This is a genomic window from Pandoraea norimbergensis, from assembly GCF_001465545.3.
Taxonomy (GTDB): Bacteria; Pseudomonadota; Gammaproteobacteria; order Burkholderiales; family Burkholderiaceae; genus Pandoraea; species Pandoraea norimbergensis.
The window spans coordinates 2,884,950-2,902,812 of record NZ_CP013480.3; the positions used below are offsets into that span (position 1 = coordinate 2,884,950).

The window sequence follows — 17,863 nt, forward strand, 5'->3', positions numbered from 1 at the left end:
TCACGATTGGGGAAATTGCCATGACCGACCGTTCCACGGGTCAATCGACTGACTCGCCTGACAAGACGCGCATCGGCCACGCGTTGTTCCGGCTGTTCCGGCCCTTCCTGCCGATGAGCCTGTTCTCCACCGTGATGGGCGTGGTGGCAGGTCTCACCACGGCATGGTTGCTCGCGACGATCAACGACGGCCTTCACTCGCCCGACGGCATTACCGGCAAGACCATCGTCACCTTCGTCGTGCTGTGCGCGGTCACACTTTCGGGCAACGCCATCTCCGGCGTGGGCAACAGCGTAATCGGTCAGAAGATCATCGCGGCGCTGCGCAAGGACCTCTCGGCGCGCATCGTCTGTGCGCCGATCGCCGAAGTCGAGCGGTACCGCGTTCACCGCTTGCTTGCGACGCTCAACAGCGACGTCGATACGGTGAGCGCCGTGACCTTCAACTTTCCCGGCTTCATGACGGCCGTGGCGATTGCGCTCGGTTGCGTGGCCTACATGCTGGTGCTCTCGCCGCTGCTGTTCCTGTTTGCGCTGGCGGCGATCCTCATTGGCCTTGGTATCAATCACTACGCCTCGCTGCGCTGGGACTTCCACTACCGCGGCGTACGCGGTGCGCAGGACGAGCTCCAGAAGCAATACCGTGCCATTACGGAGGGTGCCAAGGAGTTGCGTCTGAATCGCGCGCGCCGTCAGCGTGTGTACGGCGAGCAGTTGTCCGGTGCCGCCGACCTGATCGGCGAACTCAAGAGCCGCGCCATGCGCCTGTACTACGCGGCCAACGCGATGGGCGGCATGCTGTTCTTCGTCGTGATCGGGCTCATTCTGCTGCTTCAGTCGAAGCTTGGCGTGGACTCGCGCGTGGTCAGCGGTTTCGTGATCGTGCTGCTGTATATTCGCGGCCCCATTGAAATGATTGCCGGCGGCCTGCCGACGTTGATTCAGGCGCGCGTCTCGTTCCAACGCATTGCCGAACTGACGAGCCAGTTCCGGAATCGTGAGCCGCGCCTGCTCGATGGCCCTGCGGCGGGCGAAGCGGCATTCCCCGCGATGCAGACGCTTGCCCTGCGCGGTGCTACGCATGCATTCCCGGCGGCGGGCGACAGTGCACCGTTCCAGCTTGGACCGATCGATCTCGAAATTCGTCGCGGCGAGACACTCTTCATCGTGGGTGAAAACGGCTGCGGCAAGACCACGCTGATCAAGACGCTGCTCTCGCTCTATACGCCGGGCCAAGGTGAGCTGCTGGTCGACGGCAAGCCGGTGCCAGCGGAACAGCTTGACGGCTTTCGTCAGCAGTTTTCCACGGTGTTCTCGGATTACCACCTGTTCGACGACCTCGTGGCGAGCGATGCCCAGACGATGGCGCACGCACAGGCCTATCTCGAGCAACTTGGGCTGGCGCACAAGGTGAGCATTGTCGACGGCGCGTTTTCGACCATCGACCTGTCGGCCGGGCAGCGCAAGCGTCTGGCGCTGGTGCACGCGTATTTGGAAAACCGCCCGTGGATGGTGCTCGATGAATGGGCCGCCGATCAGGACCCGACATTCCGCCGCTACTTCTATCAGGAGATGCTGCCGGACTTCAAACGTCAGGGCAAAACGCTGATCGTCATTTCCCATGACGACCGGTATTTCGGTCTGGCGGACCGCGTGGTGCGTCTGCATCAGGGACGCATCATCGAGGAAGCCAGCGGCAGCACGTTCGCCTACGAGACGCATGTCGACGGGCCAGTGAATGTGCAGGTTGATGCGCCGGTGGAGTGAGCCGGACGATGCGGGCACGACAGCTACTTTGCGAGAGCCGATGGCCTGCGGACGTTCATGTCTGGCATGTGGCGCTCGACGGCGTCTGCGACTCTGACGCGTATCGTTATCTCGATGCAGAGGAATTGGCGCGGGCAGGGCGGTTTCGTTACGACGTCGACCGCTATCGCTTTGCCATGACGCGGTCGGTGCTGCGGGAGTTACTGGGCGAGTACACCGGGGTGAGGCCTGCGTCAGTGGGCTTCACACTGGGCCAATATGGCCGTCCGGAACTGGCCACGCCCTTGGGGGAGACACCCATGTTGTCGTTCAACGTCTCCCATACGGGCGGCGATGCGTTGATTGCCGTCTCCCGGACACGCTGTGTCGGCATCGATATCGAGGTGAAACAGCGCGCGCTGGACTGGCGTGAGCTTGCACCGCTCGTCTGTACCGCCGCAGAGCGCGCGCAGATCGAAAGCTTGCCACCGGAGGCGCAGCGCGACGCGTTCCTTCGCTGCTGGACCGCCAAGGAAGCGATCCTGAAAACCATCGGTCTCGGCATTACGGAAGGCCTGCTGTGCCTGCACGTCGATGTTGAGCATTCCGCCGAGCAGCAACCCGTTGTCATCGAAGCACCGCGCTTCGAAGCTGCTGCCCGGCTGAGGTTTCGGTGGTTTGACGATCTTCCGGCTTGTCAGGCCTGTCTGGCTTGGGGACAAGACGCCTGAAATTTCCCTTCAGCCTCACGCATCGTTAAAAATCACCCTCACTTTGAAAGTACTCAGCGTCCCCGCCAGATTTGGCGGCGGGGGTGGCATTACCGCGTGCTGCACGGCGGCGACGGCGGCCTGATCCAGCGTTGCAACGCGCCCGGGACGGGAGACGTGCACGTTCGACACCACACCATCCCGATAGGCAAACTCGACGTCGATACTGGCTGTCAACCCCATGCCCCGCAACGCCATCGGATAAACCACGGCCGCTTGCACCGCAGCACGCAGTTTCGCGATAAAACGGTCGTCCGGCCCCGGTGCCACGTTCGACGGCGATGCCGCCGGCGTTGGCGCTGTGGCAGCCGATGGCGCAGGCGCGGCATCCACGCCGTCCACCGTCTTGATCGGCGGCGCCTCTGCGCTCACCGCTTCGTGCACGGGCTGTGCAGTCTTGTTCACATGCGACGTGACGGATTTTGGCGTCACTTCGCGCTTCACCGGCACGACCGGTTTAACCGGGGATGCCACGGGTTCCACCGGCTTCACGGCAGGTACTGCGACAGGCTCCGGCTCAACCATCGCCAACATCACCGGCGCATCGGCGCGAACGGGCTGTGGTGACGGACTGCCACGTGAAAGCCATCCGGTCGTCACGCCCAGCAGGATCGCTTCCAATGCCAGCGCCGTCGCCATGGCTCGCCACGGCCAGCGTCCCTGAGGCGTCGTTGGACCGGGGGAGGGCAATGCGCCGCCTGCCGCCTGCGGATTGCCCACGACCGCCGACTGAAAAATCGTGGTCATGGCGCCTCTTTCGCAGCGATGCCGATCTGCGTGACCCCTGCCGCGCGGCACGCGTCCATCAACTGGGTCAGTTGCTGCACATTGGCGGCCTTGTCGCTCGCGATGGTCACGACCGTATGGGCAGGATCGTGCGCACGCAGCGTGGCGCTCAGGGCGTCGAGCGTGACCGGATGTTGGTCGGCCTCAACGCTGCCGTCAGCGTGCAAGGCGACAAGTACCTTGGGGTGAGGCAGATCCTGCGCCGTCGAGCTTCCCGGCAGCTTGGCCGACATGCCCATCGACGGAATCATCTTGAGCGTGATCATGATGAAGAACACCAACAGGAAGAACATGATGTCGATCATCGGCACGACTTCGATGCGTGCCTTTCTCGTTTCGAAATATCGCATCGCGGGCTCTCAGGCCGAAGCACGTTCGTGGCGCAACACCACACCGGTCGGCTCAACCGCCTGCTGCGAGGCGCTGTGACGGTTGAGCAGCAGGCGCTTGAGCGTATCCATCTGATGCACGGTCTGACGCACGGTGTCCTGCATCGCGTTGAAGAACCACAGGTGGCTCATAGCGATGGCCAGACCGCACGCCGTCGCGATCAGCGCTTCGGCCACGCCGGAGGTCACTTGCGTAGGATCGCCCCCCGCAGCGCCCAGCACGTCGAACGCGTGGAACATGCCGACGATGGTGCCGACCAGGCCCAGCAGCGGCGCGACGGTGATCACCGTATCGAGCACCCACAGGCCGCGATCGACCCGCGGCACTTCCAGATAGATCGCTTCGTCGATCACCGCTTCCATATCGCCGCCGTGAACGCGCTTGAGGTTGTGCGCGTAGGCGTCGAGCAAGCGGCCGTGCGGCAAGCCTGCGGCGGCGGCGCGCAGTTCGTCGGCATCGTGGACGTCGATCATCGGTAGCGCGCTGACGGCCGTCACGATGCGCTCACCGCCCCGGAACGTACGACGCAGGCGCAGTCCGCGATCCACGATCACGGTGATGCCGACGAACGCCAGCAAGACCATCAGATAGAGCGTGCCGCCCGATGACATGGCCAATTGGTTGATTTGACTCAGATCCATGAAAATCTCCTTGCAATGAAATTCGCACCGGCCGCGACAACAGGCGGCCGGTTATCCGGCGACCGATCAGATTTCGGCGCGCAGGTTGACGTAGAAGCTGCGGCCCGGCACGAAGTAGTAGAGGAACTGGTTCGCGTCGGTGCCCTTGCTGGTATCGGTCGCGGCCGGGCCGAGGTTGTCGGTGATGCGGTGGGTGTCGAACAGGTTGTCGACGCCGAACGACACCCGAACCTTCTTGAGGACCGAGCTGAGGTTGGTGAAGTCGCGCGCGACCATCATGCTCGTCACGCTATAAGGGCCAACCTTGTAGATCGAACCGTCTGCCGCACCGTTGCTGCCCTGATACATCGAGCCGACGAACTTGGTGTTAATACCCGCGTGCCACGGTCCCTGATCGAAGTTGAGGGCGATGGCCGCGGTGTATTGCGGCACGAAGGAGATGCGCTGGCCGGACTTCCAGATCTGCGAGCCCGTGCCGTCCTGCGTGTAAGTGGCGTTGTTGAGCGAGCCGTTGGCGTAAAACGAGAAGCCGCTGCCGAGCAGCACGTTGCCTTCCGCTTCAAGGCCGGTGTAACGCACACCCCCGGCGTTGAAGTACGTGGCATTCGCCCCCGAGCCATTCTTCGTGATGTAGTTGCTGAACTCGATCAGGTACGCATCGGCATTGAACGTGAATCGATCCGCCTTGAACACCGTACCGATCTGGTAGGCCATCGAGGTTTGCGGCTGCACGTTGTTGTTGCCCGACGGATTGGCCGAGTACAAGGTGTTCAGATTCGGGCCGAGCGCACCGCGCGACACCTGGGCATAGCCCGACCACAGCGACGTGAAGCGGTAGTTGACGTCCAAGCTCGGCAGCACGCTGTCCCACGACTTGGTGGCGGAGGTGCCCGGCAGGTTGTTCTGCAACACGCCGGCCGACAGCGAGCGCTCGAAGTGCTGATAGCGAATGCCCGGCGTGACGGTCAGCGCGTTCGTCGCCTTCCACGCGTACTGCGAGAACGCCTGCGCCGTATTCACCTCATCGACCATGTCGTAGTAGGTGTTGCCGTAGGTGGCGTTCTGTTTGACCGACTGCCCGGTGGTTGCGTCGTACGCGAAACGATTGCGCGGATTGCGCGTGTGTTCGACCCAGAAGCCGCCGGTGAACGTGCCGTAGGCATCGGTGTGCGTCGCCGCCAGCGTGTCGCCATACGTGCGGTATTCATTGAGCTTCAACGCGCCCGCAATGTCGGTGCCCGACTGACCGGCAGCGAAGGGCTTGGCAGCGCTGAGCGCCGAGAGCGGCGACGACGTGTTGTCGCCGTTCAGTTCATGACTCAGGTTGTAGTAGTAATACGTGTACAGCTTGTTGCTCAGGCCCCAGCCGTTGTCAAAGTCGTGTTTGACGTCGATATAGGCGAATTCGGTGTTTTTGTCCTGATAGTTGTAGCCGTAATAGTTCGGGCTCTTCGGATCGGCGTTCAGGCCGTAGTTGTAGCCGTACTGCGCCACTTGATTAAGGGTGGCGCCGCCCGGATTGTTGAAGTGGATCTTGTCGTACGCGTAGACCCACGTCACGAGCGTGTTGCTGCCGATCGGCGTCACACCCTTGAGGAAGATGTTCGTGTTGCGCACGCCGCTGTTGCTCAATGCGCCGTTCGAGTCGGTACGCTGAATGTTCAGGAAGACATTCGAGTCGAGCAACCCGGGCATGATGCCGGTCGTGATGCCGAGGTTTTCCTGCCACGTCGCGTGCGATCCGATGGTCTGCGAGTACTCGATCTTGCGCACGGGGCTCAGCGTCGGCGAGAACAGGTTCACCGAGCCGCCAAAGGTCGCATAGCCCAGCGTGGTGGCATTGCCCGGGCTTCGGTCGATGGTGACGCTACCGATAGTGGCGGCCGGAAAATACGACGTGGTGTGGTGCGAGAAGTCGTTAGTGTCGCCAAACGGAATGCCGTCGTACGTCACATTGAACTGACCGTCCGGAAAACCGCGCAGCGTCTGGTTCTTAGCTTCCGACAAGCCAAGGCCGTTGGGCGAAGAACTGCTGTAGCTCGGCGCAATGCGCAGAATCGTGCCGTAGTCCGCCTGCGGATTGATCTGATTGGCGATGTAGTCGCTGCTGATCTGTGTCTGGGGCGACGTGGCTTCAAGCGGGGCTTGCGTGAGCGCCTTCGCGGCGGCCGCGGTCGGTGCATTGCGTGATTTGACGGCGGTGACGTTGACGGGCGCGCCCACGTCGGAGGCCGATACGTCACCGATGTCGGTCGTTTGGGCCTGCGCCGTGCTGGCCAGTACGGCAAGCGCAATGGCGGTGAGCGTCAGATGCGGCGTACTGATGCGATGAAGACTCGGTGTGCGCGTCGTGTTCGGTTTCATGGCTCGGGTTCGTTCTCTTTGGAAGTTGTGCCGGCCAGATGCGGCCGGCAGCCCTGATTCGTGGTGCTGCGTGGTGCTTCGTCGTGACGGGTGCTACGGAAGGTTCAATCGGTCCCTTTGCCGAAGTTCAAGCCCGGGAGCGAGGTCGTGCCTTCGCGGCGAACGGCGTCGAGGGCGGAGGGCTTGAGGGCCAGTGCCCGCAGCAACGTCGGGGCGACCTGACGTGTCGAGACCGGCGCATCGATTTCCTTCGCTTGGATGTCCGGGCGCGAGACCAGCAGCGCGACGTGACGATCGTCGTCGTGAAAGCCACCGTGCTCGGCGACCTTGCTGCCGTGTGTGTAGATCACGCCGTGCTTCGTCTCGATGGCGATATCGGGCACCCGGCTATCACGCCCGACGCGGCCCCAGCCCGTCGGCATGTCGTTACCCGCGTAGACGTGTTCGATACCCAGCGCTTCGGCGTTGGCGCGCAGCCCCTTGACAATGGCCTGCGTAAATTTCGGGGGTTTCGGGTGTTTCAGCCACAAGAGGCCGACATCGTCGAGCGTCGCTTTTGCGAGCGCGTCCGGCGCGCTTTGTGCGACAACATCGAGCACGCGCTTGCCATCGATACGATGAAGTTGCCCCGGCGCGATCGGCGACTGCCCGTGTTTGGCGGCAATGACGACGAGCGTCGACGTGTCCAGATGCCGTGCGGCGAGGGCGTCGAGCACGCGTTGCAGCGATCCGTCGATCTGATCGAGCGCAGCGCCAATGGCAGCGCCGGGGGTGGCATGGGCGTCGCGGTAACCGTCACCAGACTTTTGCGCCACGCTCAGTTGCTGAAAGTTCATGCCGAACAGACGCGGCACGCCCGGCGACGCGTTGCCAGTGGCGTCACGGCCATCGATCTGCTTGAGCAGCGCGTCGACCTTCAGATTGTCGTAAGCGGGGAAGGCGGCGAGCTTTTCGCCGACGGCGGCAATTTCCGGGGTGTAGAGATCGTCGACACCTTTTCCGCTCGGACCATGCACGAAGTCATAAGCGAGATGCTTGTCGGCCCAAGCGGTGCGCCCGCCAGCGGCGCGCACGACTTCGAATACGGTGTTCACGCGCAGGTAGTTGTGCGGATAGACCGGGGCGCACTGGCGCGCCGGGTCACGAGGCAGCCGGTCGGCATTGATGGCGCCGCCACCGTCGATGCGCTTCGGATCCAGATCGATGGAATCGTCGAAGACGACTTCGGCACCGCGCACGGGCCCCGTGCCGCAGTTCTCCCCTGCGGGGACAAGTCGCCGGTCGAAGCTGTCGTCGTAGTACACGCCCGAGTTGACAGGGCTGGCGCCGCTAATCAATGCGACCATGCCCGGGAATGAATCGGACGGTGTCGGCGTGAGTGCGTTGCGATACATCACGCCGTGATGCGCAAGCGAGGCAAGCGCAGAGGTCGGATGCACGGCGATGTAGCGGGAGAGATCCTCCTCGTGCATGCCGTCGATACTGATCAGCAGCACCCTTGCCGCCGGAGCGAGCGAAGTGGGTTGGTCAGCATGCGTCATGCCCGACGCCAGCGTGGCGCAAGCGAGCACCAAGGTCGGAACAACACTCGGGGCAAAGCGGAAGGTCTTGGAAGTCTGGGGCTTCATGGAGGTAATGCATCCTCGGCGCAAGGCGCTCGGTTGAGTGGACCGGCCTGCTCGCCGGTGATCAGCGAGGCGAACTTTAGGCGCTGCCCGTGATGCGTAGATGAAGCAAAACTTGCCAACATGAACAGACTGCCAAGTGACGCCTGGCGCGCACGATCAACCTGTCCGGACGGAAAGGTTGGCGCCATTGGCGGGTCACGGGAGTCTCGTAGCCTCCCTCGGCGCATTTACCCGAGAACCTGATCCCTTAAGGAATAGACCGATGCTTCCTGTTTCGACCCGCTACGGGCGTCCCTTCGTCGCAGCGTTGCTGCTGCTGAGCGCACTGCACGCTGTGCAAGCGGCTGAACTGCCCCATGCCGACTATCTGAGCGGCGCGGCCCCCGACCTGACCGTGCTGGTGGCGCCGCCGCCCGCGCCCGGCACGCTTGCTGCGGCTGACGATCTGCGTCAGGTGCTGGCACTTCAACGCTCGCGCACCGCCGCGCAGCTGGCGCTGGCCGATGGCGACACGCACAAGAGCGTGTTCCGCTTTGCGGATGTGATCGGCACGGACTTCCGCGCGGAGCGTCTGCCGTTCACCGAGGCCTTCTTCAAGCGTCTGGCGAAGGAGGGGGCGGGGCCGCTCAAAGCGGCGAAGGATTACTGGAAGCGCCCGCGTCCGTACAACGTCAGCGCCGAGGTGCACCCGGGCATTGTGACGGAGGGCACCTCACCGAGCTATCCGAGCGGGCACGCCACGTTTGCGTACCTGAGCGCGGTGATTCTGGCGAAGATCGTGCCGGAAAAGCGTGCGGAGATCTTTGCGCGAGCCGAGGCGTACGCGCAGGGACGCGCATTGGGGGGCGTGCATTACGTGAGCGATGTCGAGGCGGGGAAGGTGAGCGGGACCGTGATCGCCGCCGCCATGCTGGCCAACCCGGCGTTTCGCGACGATCTCATGCGTGCGACACGTGAGACGCGCGAAGCCCTGAGCCTGCCGCCACTTCAGTAAGCCGTCGATCAGACGCTTGCGGCTTCAGCTGTCCGAGTGTCTTCTGACGTCTCGGGCACTTCCGGCGAGACCGACGAGATCGGCGCCGCAGCAAACCTTAACGCGACGCGGCAGCCGGGGGCAGCATCGTCGATCCGCATCACGGCGTTGTGAATACGCGCCGTCGCAGCCACCACACTCAGCCCCAGCCCGTGACCGGGCGTCGGCATACCGCTGACGCCCGCTCCGCGATAGAACGGTCTCAACACGGCATCACGCTCGACGCTCGCGATCCCCGGTCCGGTGTCGCAGACTTCCACCACGGCATGCTGAAGCGTCGCCATCACACGCAGGCGCACCGTGCCACCGGCAGGCGTGAACTTCAACGCGTTGTCGAGCAGGTTCTGGATGGCACCAAAGATCAAATCGCTGTCACCCAGCACCGGCGCACAGCGTTGTGTCTCGACCAGCAACGTGACTGTGCGCTCTTCGGCCAGCGGCTCGTAGAGATCTACAACGTCTTCGGCAATACGTGCGAGATCAACGTGACGAAACTGCTCGCGACGCGAGTGGGCGTCGATTTCGGCGATTCTCAGCAGCGCCGAGAAGCGGCCGAGCACGTGGTCGGTTTGCTCGAGGGCTCGCTCGACGGCCATGTCGTATTCCTTGGCCGACGTCGCGCTACGGCGGGCACGTTCCAATCCGGCGCGCAAGCTGGTCATCGGCGTGCGCAGATCGTGCGCGATCCACGCACAGACGCCGCGCAGCTCCGAGACGAGGCGTTCAATGTCGTCGAGCATCGTATTGACGAAGCCCACGAGCAAATCAATGTCATCGCGGCGGCCGCGCGTCGGCAGGCGGCGCGTGAAATGACTCGAGATGATGTCCTGACACGACTCCCGCAACTGGCGAACCCGCTGATTGGCGGCGCGATGCAATGCGTAGCCGCACAAGGCGCCGAGCAGGATCGTCGCCAGCAGACCGCCAAACGCCACACGCACGAGCATGTGATCGAAGCGGTCGATATCGTCGACGGCCTGCCCGACGATCACGCGGTTGCCATCGGGCATGGTCGCGATCATGGCGCGGTAGGGGCGCGCCCACGTATCGCCTTCTTTGTCGACGACCGACTGGACGTAGCGGTACGCGTGCCAGTCGGGTTTGCCTTTCGGCATCGTGTCGATGTTGCCGGCCAGCCGTTGCCCGCTCGCGCTGAACAGGCCGTAGGGGCGCATGTTGGCCGCTTCACGGTGGCTGCGCTCCGTAATATTGGTACGGGCGTCGGCGGGTGTGCGCCGGATGAGTTGCGTGCTTTCGCGCTGGAGGCGGGCGTCGACCAGATCGGTCAGGTAGCCCATGGTGAGCCAGTAGACCACGGCGAACAGGGTGACGACAGACACGATGAAGATCGCGAAGATCGGCCCGGCGCCCCAAAGGCTGCGCAGAAAGCTGCGCTCAGTCATTGGCATGGAGAACATAGCCCGTCCCACGCACGGTGTCGATCATCGCCGAGCAGGCGCCGTCCAGAGAAATCTTCTTGCGCAGCCGGGCGATGTGCACGTCGATGACGTTGGTCTGCACGTCATGCTGATACTTCCACACCGATTCGAACAACAATGCGCGCGTGACCACCTGATTGGCGTTGCGCATCAAATATTCGAGCAGACGCATCTCGCGCGGCTTGAGCACGACCGGCACCCCCGCACGCGTCACGGTCCCGTTGTGGCTATCCAGATAGAGATCGCCGACGCGCAGCGTGGCGCTCACGTCCGTATCGCTGTGCCGGCGTAGCAGCACGTCGATGCGCGCGGTCAACTCGTCGAAACTGAAGGGTTTGGTCAGGTAGTCGTCGGCACCGTTGCGCAGGCCGCGCACCCGTTCGTCCGTGGCGCCAAGGGCAGACAGCATCAATACAGGCGTCTTGATGCCGACATTGCGTGCCGTCGTGAGGATCGACATGCCATCGATCTCGGGCAACAACCGGTCAAGCACCACGCAGTCGAATTGCCCGTGCAGCATTTGTTGCAGTCCGGCGCCACCGGCGCTGGCGAGTTCGACGGTAAAGCCATGCTCACCGAGTGCCGATACGATCTCGTGAGCGACCTTGGCGTCATCCTCCACCACCAGAACGCGGTTGGCCGCACAGGCCCCGCCAGCGTGCGTGAACTCAACGGTAGGCGCGCGCATGGGTCGTCTCAGGTCTGTAGGGTGAGCGCAGACTCTATGGCAACTGTGTGAAACATTCGTGACAGAACAGTTCGAAGTTACGTCGCAGAAAAGTATACGAATATCAATAATTGTATAATTCGCGCATCATTCACCCCTGCCTGGTGCGCGGCCTTCCGCGCGGACTTCCGTGACCACGAGCGAAACCGCTTCACTCTCCACCGCCGAACGCGCCTACGACGCCATTCGCCAGCAGATTCTGTCGGGCGAATTGCAGGAAGGGGCACCGATTCGTCAGGACGATATTGCCGCGCAAATGGGCGTGAGCAAGATCCCGGTTCGAGAAGCGCTGATGCGTCTGCAATCCGAGGGCTGGGTGACGCTCAAACGCAATGCGGGTGCGTTCGTGACGCCGCTCACCGCGAGCGACTGCGTCGAGATGCTCGACCTGCGCATCGCGCTGGAATGCCGCGCGCTCGAAATCGCCGTGCCCAACATGGCACCCAGCGATCTTGCCCTCGCGCAGGAGCTGCTCAAACGTTACGAGAAAGCCGATACCCCGCAATCGTGGAGCGACCTGAATCTGGCGTTTCACCAAGCCCTGTATGCGCCCGCCAATCGTCCCCGGCTGGTCGCCACCGCACAGGCCGCGCAAGAGCGTATGGGCCGCTTTCTGCGCACGCATCTCTCCGCCGTCAACGACCATCAACGCTCTTACGACGAGCACTTCGCGATTCATGAGGCCTGCGCCGCCGGCGATACGAAAACCGCCGTCCGGCTGCTGCGCAAACATCTGGAACAAACGCAACGCGAAGTGATGGCGTATTTCCGGCTGAGCGGCAAAACGTCCGCCTGATTCCCTGCATTTTTCCCACGTCTCGCACTTCACACCGCCCTCGTTTTCAGCAGTGTGAGAAATTGATTTATTCAAATCGTATACGAAATAAATAAATGATATACGGACGCAATTTTGTTCGCGTATAGTCGAGTCGACCGGGAGTCCACGTACCCGGGAGTTCGGGTCGTCCCGGTAGGGATTTCAGACCCGCGATTCGCCGCGTCTGCCTTGCTGCGCAAGGCGTTGCGAGTCGCCATGCCATTGCGCAAACATGCCTCGTGAGCCTGTTGTTTTCCGAGGCTAGGACTTTCCCTGATTGGACGTCGCTCCCGATTGTCGGACTTCAAATGATGGGTGTAATGTCCTTACATGTATATACAAAGTAAGGCGTACTACTCATCGCATCTATCAGGAGAATTTCATGGCCGAGTCGCAGAGTCTGCAAGGCGCCAGTGTTTGGCAGGGGACCGAAATGGTCAATCACGATCGTTGGGTGAAGACCTTCCCGGCCATCGTGCTCGAACAAATCGACGCCGCGCTGAAAGCGACGGAGAACGTCGATTGGCGCGATATCAACCGTCACAACTTCCCGCTGCCCGACGCCACGGCGTTCTTTGACGACGTGCGCGAAGAACTGGAAAACGGTTCCGGCATGGTCAAGATTCGCGGCCTCGACGTCACCCGTTACAGCACAGAGCAGCTGCGCCGCATGTGGTATGCGCTGGGCGCGCATCTGGGCACGCCGATGTTCCAGAACTACCGCGGCGAAGTCATGCGCGAAATCAAGGACGAAGGCATGGGTGTCGGCGCGAAGCTCTACGGGGCGACGGTCGATAGCTCGGGCAAGCAATTCCTGTCGTCGGGCGCTCGCACGCTCTCGCCGGGGCAACTGCGCTTCCACACCGATCGTTGCGACGTCGTCGGCCTGCTGTGCGTGCGACAAGCGTCCGAGGGCGGTGTGAGCAAGCTGGCGAGTAGCGCCACCGTCTACAACGAAATCCTCAAGCGCCGTCCGGACCTGCACGCGCTGCTGTGCCAGCCGATCCCGCGCAGCCGCTTCGGCGAAGAGGCCGGTGGCGAACACGTCGCCTACGATCTGCCGATCTTCGGTGTGCGCGACGGCAAGCTCACCAGCCATTTCTCGCTGACCTACATCGAGAACGCCCAGATGCTGCCGGGCGTGCGCAAGCTCTCCGAAGCCGAACACGAAGCCATTCGCATGCTGATGGCCGTGGCGGAAGAACAATGCTTCGAGATGCGTTTCGCGCCGGGCGACATCCAGTTGCTGAACAATCACATCGTGTATCACGGCCGCACCGCCTTCAAGGACGATGTGCAAACCGGTCAGGACCGTATGCTGATGCGTCTCTGGCTGTCCATGCCGAACTCGCGCGCGCTGCCGGAAGACCACGCGGTGCTCTGGGGCGACGTCGCCTCGGGCAAGCCGCATGGCGGCATTGCTCAACCGGCCGCAGCACTGCCCGCATGACCGATCGACTCAACCCCAAGACGCTAGGAGACACCCCCATGAAACTGATCGAACGGCAAGACAAGACTCGCGCAACCCGCAAGACGGCGCCTGCGCGCATGCTGCTCGCCGCGCTCATGCTCGGCGGCCTCTGCACGACGGCCGTCGCGGCCCCGGACTTCGGCAAATGCGAAGTCACTGGCACGCGCGGCTCGGTGAAGCTGGAAACGGTCACGCCGGGCGCGCTGTCGGTACGCCCCGTGCTGCCGGCACCGGGCTGGTGGAACGGCGACTCGCCGGAGACCATCAAGGACGGCTTCGAATACTGCATGGCCGCCAACATGGCCTATCGTGCCGGGCTCGACCGCGTGATCGTCGTCAACCGCTCGTTCGCACAGGTGATCGGCGGTCAGGCTAAAGGCTTCGACATCGCGCTCAGCGAGATCACGATCACGGACGATCGCAAGAAGGTCGTGAACTTCACCGATCCGTACTTCAATTCCGATCAGGGCATTCTGGTCCAGACGGGTACGAAGGTCGACAAGGACAGCATCAAGAAGCTGCGTCTGGGCGTGAAGCAGGGCACCACCATCCTGCCGTATCTGACGGACAAAGTGAAGGTTGCCGAGCACCCGAAGGTCTATCCGGACGCTGCCGCGATGTACGCCGCACTCGCCGCCAATCAGGTTGACGCCGTGCTGTACGACACGCCGAACGTGCTGGCCATCGCGAAGAAGTCCGGCGGGCGCTTCGAAGTCGTGGGCCGTTACGACACGAGCGAGCAGTGGGGCGGTCTGGTGAACAAGGACTCGCCGAATCTCGCCGCGTTCAACAAGCTGATTGCCGAGATGAAGAAGGACGGCACGTTCGACCGTCTGGCCACTCAGTATCTGGTGCCGAGTCTTGGTGCCGATCCCGCGAAAGTGCCGGTACTGACGCCCTGAGGTCACCGAGTCCATGAGCGAACCCTCTTCTCAAAAGGCGCCCGGCGCGCTGATTGGTGCGATAGGACGCGAGCGGCGGCTGAACATCGGCGGCATGCCGTCGTCGCCGTTCACGCTGTTTCTCATCGCATTGGTCGGCGCGCTCGTCGCCATCGTGGGCAGCGCCTTCACGATTGCCGCACTGCGTGAAGGCCTGCTCGGGAACCAGCTCGACGGCTGGTGGGTGCCCGTGGGCGCCGTGCTGCTCGGCCTCGCCTCGCTGATCGTGCTCGCACCGCTGGCGCGTGCCTTTCAGCGCTGGCGCGCGTTCAGCGATGCCGCAAGCCGTCGTGACATTACGGCGGCACGCGTGGCGCGCGCCGAGGCGGACGTGCAAAGCTGGATCACGCTGGGCTACACGCTGGCTCAACTGATCGTCGTGCTGGCGTTGCAGTTCGTGCTGGCGAACCATCTGGCCGTTGCGAAGACCTTCATTTTCCTGCCGCTGATCATCGAGACGTTCCCGCTCGTGCTCACCGCGTTCTGGGTCAACGTGAAGATCTTCCTGATCGCCGAAGTCTTCGTGCTGATCTGGGGGCTGATCGTGGCGCTGGCGATGTTTGCGCCGGGCAGGGCAGGCAAGCCGCTGCGCTTCATTGCCACGGCCTACGTCGATATCTTCCGCGCCATGCCGGCGGTGCTGGTGATCTATCTGGTCGGCTTCGGCTTGCCGCTCACGGGGGTGCCGATTCTTAAGGATCTGTCGCTCACGACGTATGTCGTGATCGCGCTGACCCTGACGGTCGGAGCCTACGTGGCGGAAATCTATCGCGCCGGGATTCAGGGCGTGCACTGGAGTCAGGTCGCCGCCTCGCGCTCGCTCGGGTTGTCGTACACGCAGACGCTGCGCTTCGTGGTGTTGCCGCAGGGTATCCGGCAGATCATTCCGCCGCTGCTCAACGCTTTCATCGCCTTGCAGAAGGACACAGCGCTGGTCAACGTGGTCGGCGTGATCGATGCTTTCAATCAGTCGATGATCATCGCGTCGAATCACTACAACCTGTCGGCCGCCACGACCGTGGCCGTGCTGTTCATCATCATCTCGATTCCGCAGGTGCGTTTTGTGGAACGGATGGCGCAACGCGACCGGGCCCGCATGCGTGCGGGCGGGGCCTGAAGGAGCGAACGACATGTCATTCATCGAGATTCGCGACATCGCCAAGTCTTACGGCGAGGTGCCGGTCATCAAAGGGCTGACCCTGACGGTAGAAGAGCATCAGGTGGTCTGCCTCATCGGCCCGTCGGGTTCCGGCAAGTCGACACTGCTGCGCTGTATCAACGGGCTGGAACCGATCGAGTCAGGCGAGATCCTGGTGCACGGCGACCGCATTACAGGGCCGGGCGTCGATGTCAATTCGCTGCGCCGCGACATCGGCATCGTGTTTCAGGGCTATAACCTGTTCCCGCACATGACGGTGCTCGAGAACATCACGCTGGCACCGATCCGGGTCTTGAAACAGCCCCAACGCGACGCCGAGGCGCGTGCGATGGCGCTGCTCGAGCGCTTTGGTCTGGCGCACAAGGCGAAGGAGTATCCCGATCGGATGTCGGGCGGACAGCAGCAGCGCGTGGCAATCGTGCGCGCACTGGCCATGGACCCGATGGTGCTGCTGCTCGACGAGATCACGTCGGCACTCGATCCCGAACTGGTGTCGGAGGTGCTGAACATCGTTCGCGATCTGGCGCAGGAGGGCATGACCATGTTGCTCGCCACCCACGAAATGGGCTTTGCACGCGAGGTGGCGTCGAAGGTCTGTTTCCTGTGTGACGGCGTGGTTTGTGAGGAAGGGCCGCCCGAGCAGATTTTTGGTGACCCGCAGCAAGAGCGCACCCGCGCATTTTTACGTAGCATCCGGCAGGCCAAGCGACTCTGAGTACGAGATTCGACTGACCGGCTCACCCATATTGGGGGACCTTCGGGTCCCCTTTTTTTTTACGCCTAATTTTTGCGCCCAATTCGGCGAAAGCAATTTCATCGCGACGGCATAAGCAAGTGCCAATCGATTGGCACGCCGCCTCGCCTCCCTGTCTATAGTGGGTCGTCTCTTCCAACTAGAAGAATGGGGATTTCAATGAATCGACTGCTTCGTCCGCTCGCCATCCTGACGGCCTTTGGCGCCTTGGCGTTTTCCACGACTTACGCCGCGCCTGCATTCGCGCAGTCCAAAGAAGTCGTGATTGCGTATCAGGACATGGTGGTCCCGTGGCGCTATGCGCAAGCGACCGGCGAAGTCGAGCGCGCTACTGGCTACAAGGTCACCTACCGCAAGCTCGGGAGCGGCGCCGACGTCATTCGCGCACTCGCTTCCGGCTCGGTGCAGCTCGGCGAGGCCGGCTCCAGCCCGATTGCTGCCGGTCTGTCGCAGGGCGTCGATCTGTCGCTGTTCTGGATTCTCGACAACATCAACGACGCCGAAGCGCTGGTGGCTCGCGACGGCTCGGGCGTCACATCGGTCAAGCAGTTGAACGGCAAGAAGATCGGTGTGCCGTTCGTTTCCACGTCGCACTTCCACACGCTGGTGGCCCTTCAGGCGGCGGGCGTCGACCCGGCGAAGGTCAAAATCGTCAATCTGCGTCCGCCCGAAATCGCTGCTGCATGGGAGCGGGGTGATATTGACGCGACTTACATCTGGGATCCGGTACTCGCCAAGGTGAAGAAAAACGGCAAAGTGCTGACGACGTCAGGCGATGTGGCGAAATCGACCGGCAAGGCCACGTTCGACGGCTTCGTGGTCGATCGCAAATTCGCCCGCGACAACAAGGACTTCGTCGACGGCTTCGTCAAGGTGCTGGCCGCGACCGACGCGAACTATCGAGACCACAAGGCAGCGTGGACGGCTGGCTCAACGCAGGTGGCCGCCGTCGCCAAGGAGTCTGGTGCCAATGTGGATGACGTCCCGGCGAGCCTCGCGCTGTATGCGTTCCCCACAGCGGCGCAGCAGGCGTCGAATGTCTGGCTGGGCGGCGGCGCGCAATCCGGTGCCGCCAAGTCGCTCGCCGCGACGGCAGCGTTCCTGAAGGCGCAAGGCACGATTCAGACGGAACTGCCTGACTATTCGGTCGGCGTGGACGCCAGCTTCGTCCAGCGTGCGGCACGCTGAGCCGAGTGAT

General features: G+C 62.8%; 16 protein-coding genes. 9 read left to right on the forward strand and 7 right to left on the reverse strand.

The window, feature by feature from the left end; translation table 11 throughout:
• The first annotated feature begins 20 nt into the window (after nucleotides 1-20).
• Both AT302_RS12455 and AT302_RS12460 read left to right on the forward strand, forming a co-directional pair.
• Nucleotides 21-1,766 (forward strand): cyclic peptide export ABC transporter, encoded by a 1,746-nt coding sequence (locus AT302_RS12455; RefSeq protein WP_058378718.1) that lies wholly within the window; start codon nucleotides 21-23, stop codon nucleotides 1,764-1,766.
• A 68-nt stretch (nucleotides 1,767-1,834) separates the two neighbouring features.
• A complete protein-coding gene (locus tag AT302_RS12460; RefSeq protein WP_058378719.1) occupies nucleotides 1,835-2,476 on the forward strand; it encodes a 4'-phosphopantetheinyl transferase family protein in 642 nt (213 codons plus the stop codon).
• Between the two features lie 15 nt (nucleotides 2,477-2,491).
• Here AT302_RS12460 and AT302_RS12465 read toward each other — a convergent pair whose 3' ends face one another.
• The 5 genes from AT302_RS12465 to AT302_RS12485 form a co-directional block, all read right to left on the reverse strand.
• Entirely contained in the window at nucleotides 2,492-3,262 is a 771-nt protein-coding gene (locus tag AT302_RS12465) for a TonB family protein (protein WP_058378720.1), read from the reverse strand.
• Nucleotides 3,259-3,651 carry an ExbD/TolR family protein gene (locus tag AT302_RS12470; protein ID WP_058378721.1) on the reverse strand — a complete coding sequence of 131 codons (393 nt, stop codon included), beginning with the start codon at nucleotides 3,649-3,651 and terminating at the stop codon, nucleotides 3,259-3,261. Before AT302_RS12470 ends, AT302_RS12465 begins: the two co-directional genes overlap by 4 nt.
• Nucleotides 3,652-3,660: 9 nt before the next feature.
• Nucleotides 3,661-4,332, reverse strand: coding sequence for a MotA/TolQ/ExbB proton channel family protein (locus AT302_RS12475; RefSeq protein WP_058378722.1), 672 nt, complete (start codon nucleotides 4,330-4,332; stop codon nucleotides 3,661-3,663).
• A 66-nt stretch (nucleotides 4,333-4,398) separates the two neighbouring features.
• Entirely contained in the window at nucleotides 4,399-6,696 is a 2,298-nt protein-coding gene (locus AT302_RS12480; RefSeq protein WP_058378723.1) for a TonB-dependent receptor, read from the reverse strand.
• A 104-nt stretch (nucleotides 6,697-6,800) separates the two neighbouring features.
• Nucleotides 6,801-8,324, reverse strand: coding sequence for an alkaline phosphatase family protein (locus AT302_RS12485; protein ID WP_084656197.1), 1,524 nt, complete (start codon nucleotides 8,322-8,324; stop codon nucleotides 6,801-6,803).
• A 262-nt stretch (nucleotides 8,325-8,586) separates the two neighbouring features.
• Here AT302_RS12485 and AT302_RS12490 point away from each other — a divergent pair, with 262 nt between their 5' ends.
• Nucleotides 8,587-9,318, forward strand: a complete 732-nt coding sequence (locus tag AT302_RS12490; RefSeq protein WP_058378725.1) for an acid phosphatase — start codon at nucleotides 8,587-8,589, stop codon at nucleotides 9,316-9,318.
• Between the two features lie 8 nt (nucleotides 9,319-9,326).
• On the opposite strand, the gene AT302_RS12495 is transcribed toward AT302_RS12490, so the two are convergent.
• The gene (locus tag AT302_RS12495) at nucleotides 9,327-10,766 is read right to left on the reverse strand and encodes a sensor histidine kinase (RefSeq protein ID WP_167365800.1); all 1,440 of its coding nucleotides are present in this window, start codon (nucleotides 10,764-10,766) and stop codon (nucleotides 9,327-9,329) included.
• On the reverse strand, nucleotides 10,753-11,484 hold the full coding sequence (locus AT302_RS12500; protein WP_058378727.1) for a response regulator transcription factor: 732 nt from the start codon (nucleotides 11,482-11,484) through the stop codon (nucleotides 10,753-10,755). Before AT302_RS12500 ends, AT302_RS12495 begins: the two co-directional genes overlap by 14 nt.
• Nucleotides 11,485-11,653: 169 nt before the next feature.
• Here AT302_RS12500 and AT302_RS12505 point away from each other — a divergent pair, with 169 nt between their 5' ends.
• The 6 genes from AT302_RS12505 (at nucleotide 11,654) to tauA (ending at nucleotide 17,853) form a co-directional block, all read left to right on the forward strand.
• Nucleotides 11,654-12,319, forward strand: coding sequence for a GntR family transcriptional regulator (locus AT302_RS12505; RefSeq protein WP_058378728.1), 666 nt, complete (start codon nucleotides 11,654-11,656; stop codon nucleotides 12,317-12,319).
• Between the two features lie 403 nt (nucleotides 12,320-12,722).
• Complete coding sequence (locus tag AT302_RS12510; protein WP_058378729.1) at nucleotides 12,723-13,790, forward strand: TauD/TfdA family dioxygenase; 1,068 nt, start codon at nucleotides 12,723-12,725, stop codon at nucleotides 13,788-13,790.
• Between the two features lie 38 nt (nucleotides 13,791-13,828).
• The gene (locus AT302_RS12515; protein WP_058378730.1) at nucleotides 13,829-14,713 is read left to right on the forward strand and encodes an ABC transporter substrate-binding protein; all 885 of its coding nucleotides are present in this window, start codon (nucleotides 13,829-13,831) and stop codon (nucleotides 14,711-14,713) included.
• Between the two features lie 13 nt (nucleotides 14,714-14,726).
• Entirely contained in the window at nucleotides 14,727-15,869 is a 1,143-nt protein-coding gene (locus AT302_RS12520) for an amino acid ABC transporter permease (protein WP_058378731.1), read from the forward strand.
• Between the two features lie 13 nt (nucleotides 15,870-15,882).
• Nucleotides 15,883-16,626 (forward strand): amino acid ABC transporter ATP-binding protein, encoded by a 744-nt coding sequence (locus tag AT302_RS12525; protein WP_058378732.1) that lies wholly within the window; start codon nucleotides 15,883-15,885, stop codon nucleotides 16,624-16,626.
• Between the two features lie 198 nt (nucleotides 16,627-16,824).
• Nucleotides 16,825-17,853 carry a taurine ABC transporter substrate-binding protein gene (gene tauA / locus AT302_RS12530; RefSeq protein ID WP_058378733.1) on the forward strand — a complete coding sequence of 343 codons (1,029 nt, stop codon included), beginning with the start codon at nucleotides 16,825-16,827 and terminating at the stop codon, nucleotides 17,851-17,853.
• Nucleotides 17,854-17,863: the final 10 nt, after the last annotated feature.

Bases quoted from the DNA above. Each gene is read 5' to 3' on its own strand.
- AT302_RS12455 (WP_058378718.1), top strand. From the start codon at position 21: ATGACCGACCGTTCCACGGGTCAATCGACTGACTCGCCTGACAAGACG.
- AT302_RS12465 (WP_058378720.1), bottom strand. From the start codon at position 3,262: ATGACCACGATTTTTCAGTCGGCGGTCGTGGGCAATCCGCAGGCGGCA.
- AT302_RS12470 (WP_058378721.1), bottom strand. From the start codon at position 3,651: ATGCGATATTTCGAAACGAGAAAGGCACGCATCGAAGTCGTGCCGATG.
- AT302_RS12475 (WP_058378722.1), bottom strand. From the start codon at position 4,332: ATGGATCTGAGTCAAATCAACCAATTGGCCATGTCATCGGGCGGCACG.
- AT302_RS12480 (WP_058378723.1), bottom strand. From the start codon at position 6,696: ATGAAACCGAACACGACGCGCACACCGAGTCTTCATCGCATCAGTACG.
- AT302_RS12485 (WP_084656197.1), bottom strand. From the start codon at position 8,324: ATGAAGCCCCAGACTTCCAAGACCTTCCGCTTTGCCCCGAGTGTTGTT.
- AT302_RS12490 (WP_058378725.1), top strand. From the start codon at position 8,587: ATGCTTCCTGTTTCGACCCGCTACGGGCGTCCCTTCGTCGCAGCGTTG.
- AT302_RS12495 (WP_167365800.1), bottom strand. From the start codon at position 10,766: ATGCCAATGACTGAGCGCAGCTTTCTGCGCAGCCTTTGGGGCGCCGGG.
- AT302_RS12500 (WP_058378727.1), bottom strand. From the start codon at position 11,484: ATGCGCGCGCCTACCGTTGAGTTCACGCACGCTGGCGGGGCCTGTGCG.
- AT302_RS12510 (WP_058378729.1), top strand. From the start codon at position 12,723: ATGGCCGAGTCGCAGAGTCTGCAAGGCGCCAGTGTTTGGCAGGGGACC.
- AT302_RS12515 (WP_058378730.1), top strand. From the start codon at position 13,829: ATGAAACTGATCGAACGGCAAGACAAGACTCGCGCAACCCGCAAGACG.
- AT302_RS12520 (WP_058378731.1), top strand. From the start codon at position 14,727: ATGAGCGAACCCTCTTCTCAAAAGGCGCCCGGCGCGCTGATTGGTGCG.
- AT302_RS12525 (WP_058378732.1), top strand. From the start codon at position 15,883: ATGTCATTCATCGAGATTCGCGACATCGCCAAGTCTTACGGCGAGGTG.
- tauA (WP_058378733.1), top strand. From the start codon at position 16,825: ATGAATCGACTGCTTCGTCCGCTCGCCATCCTGACGGCCTTTGGCGCC.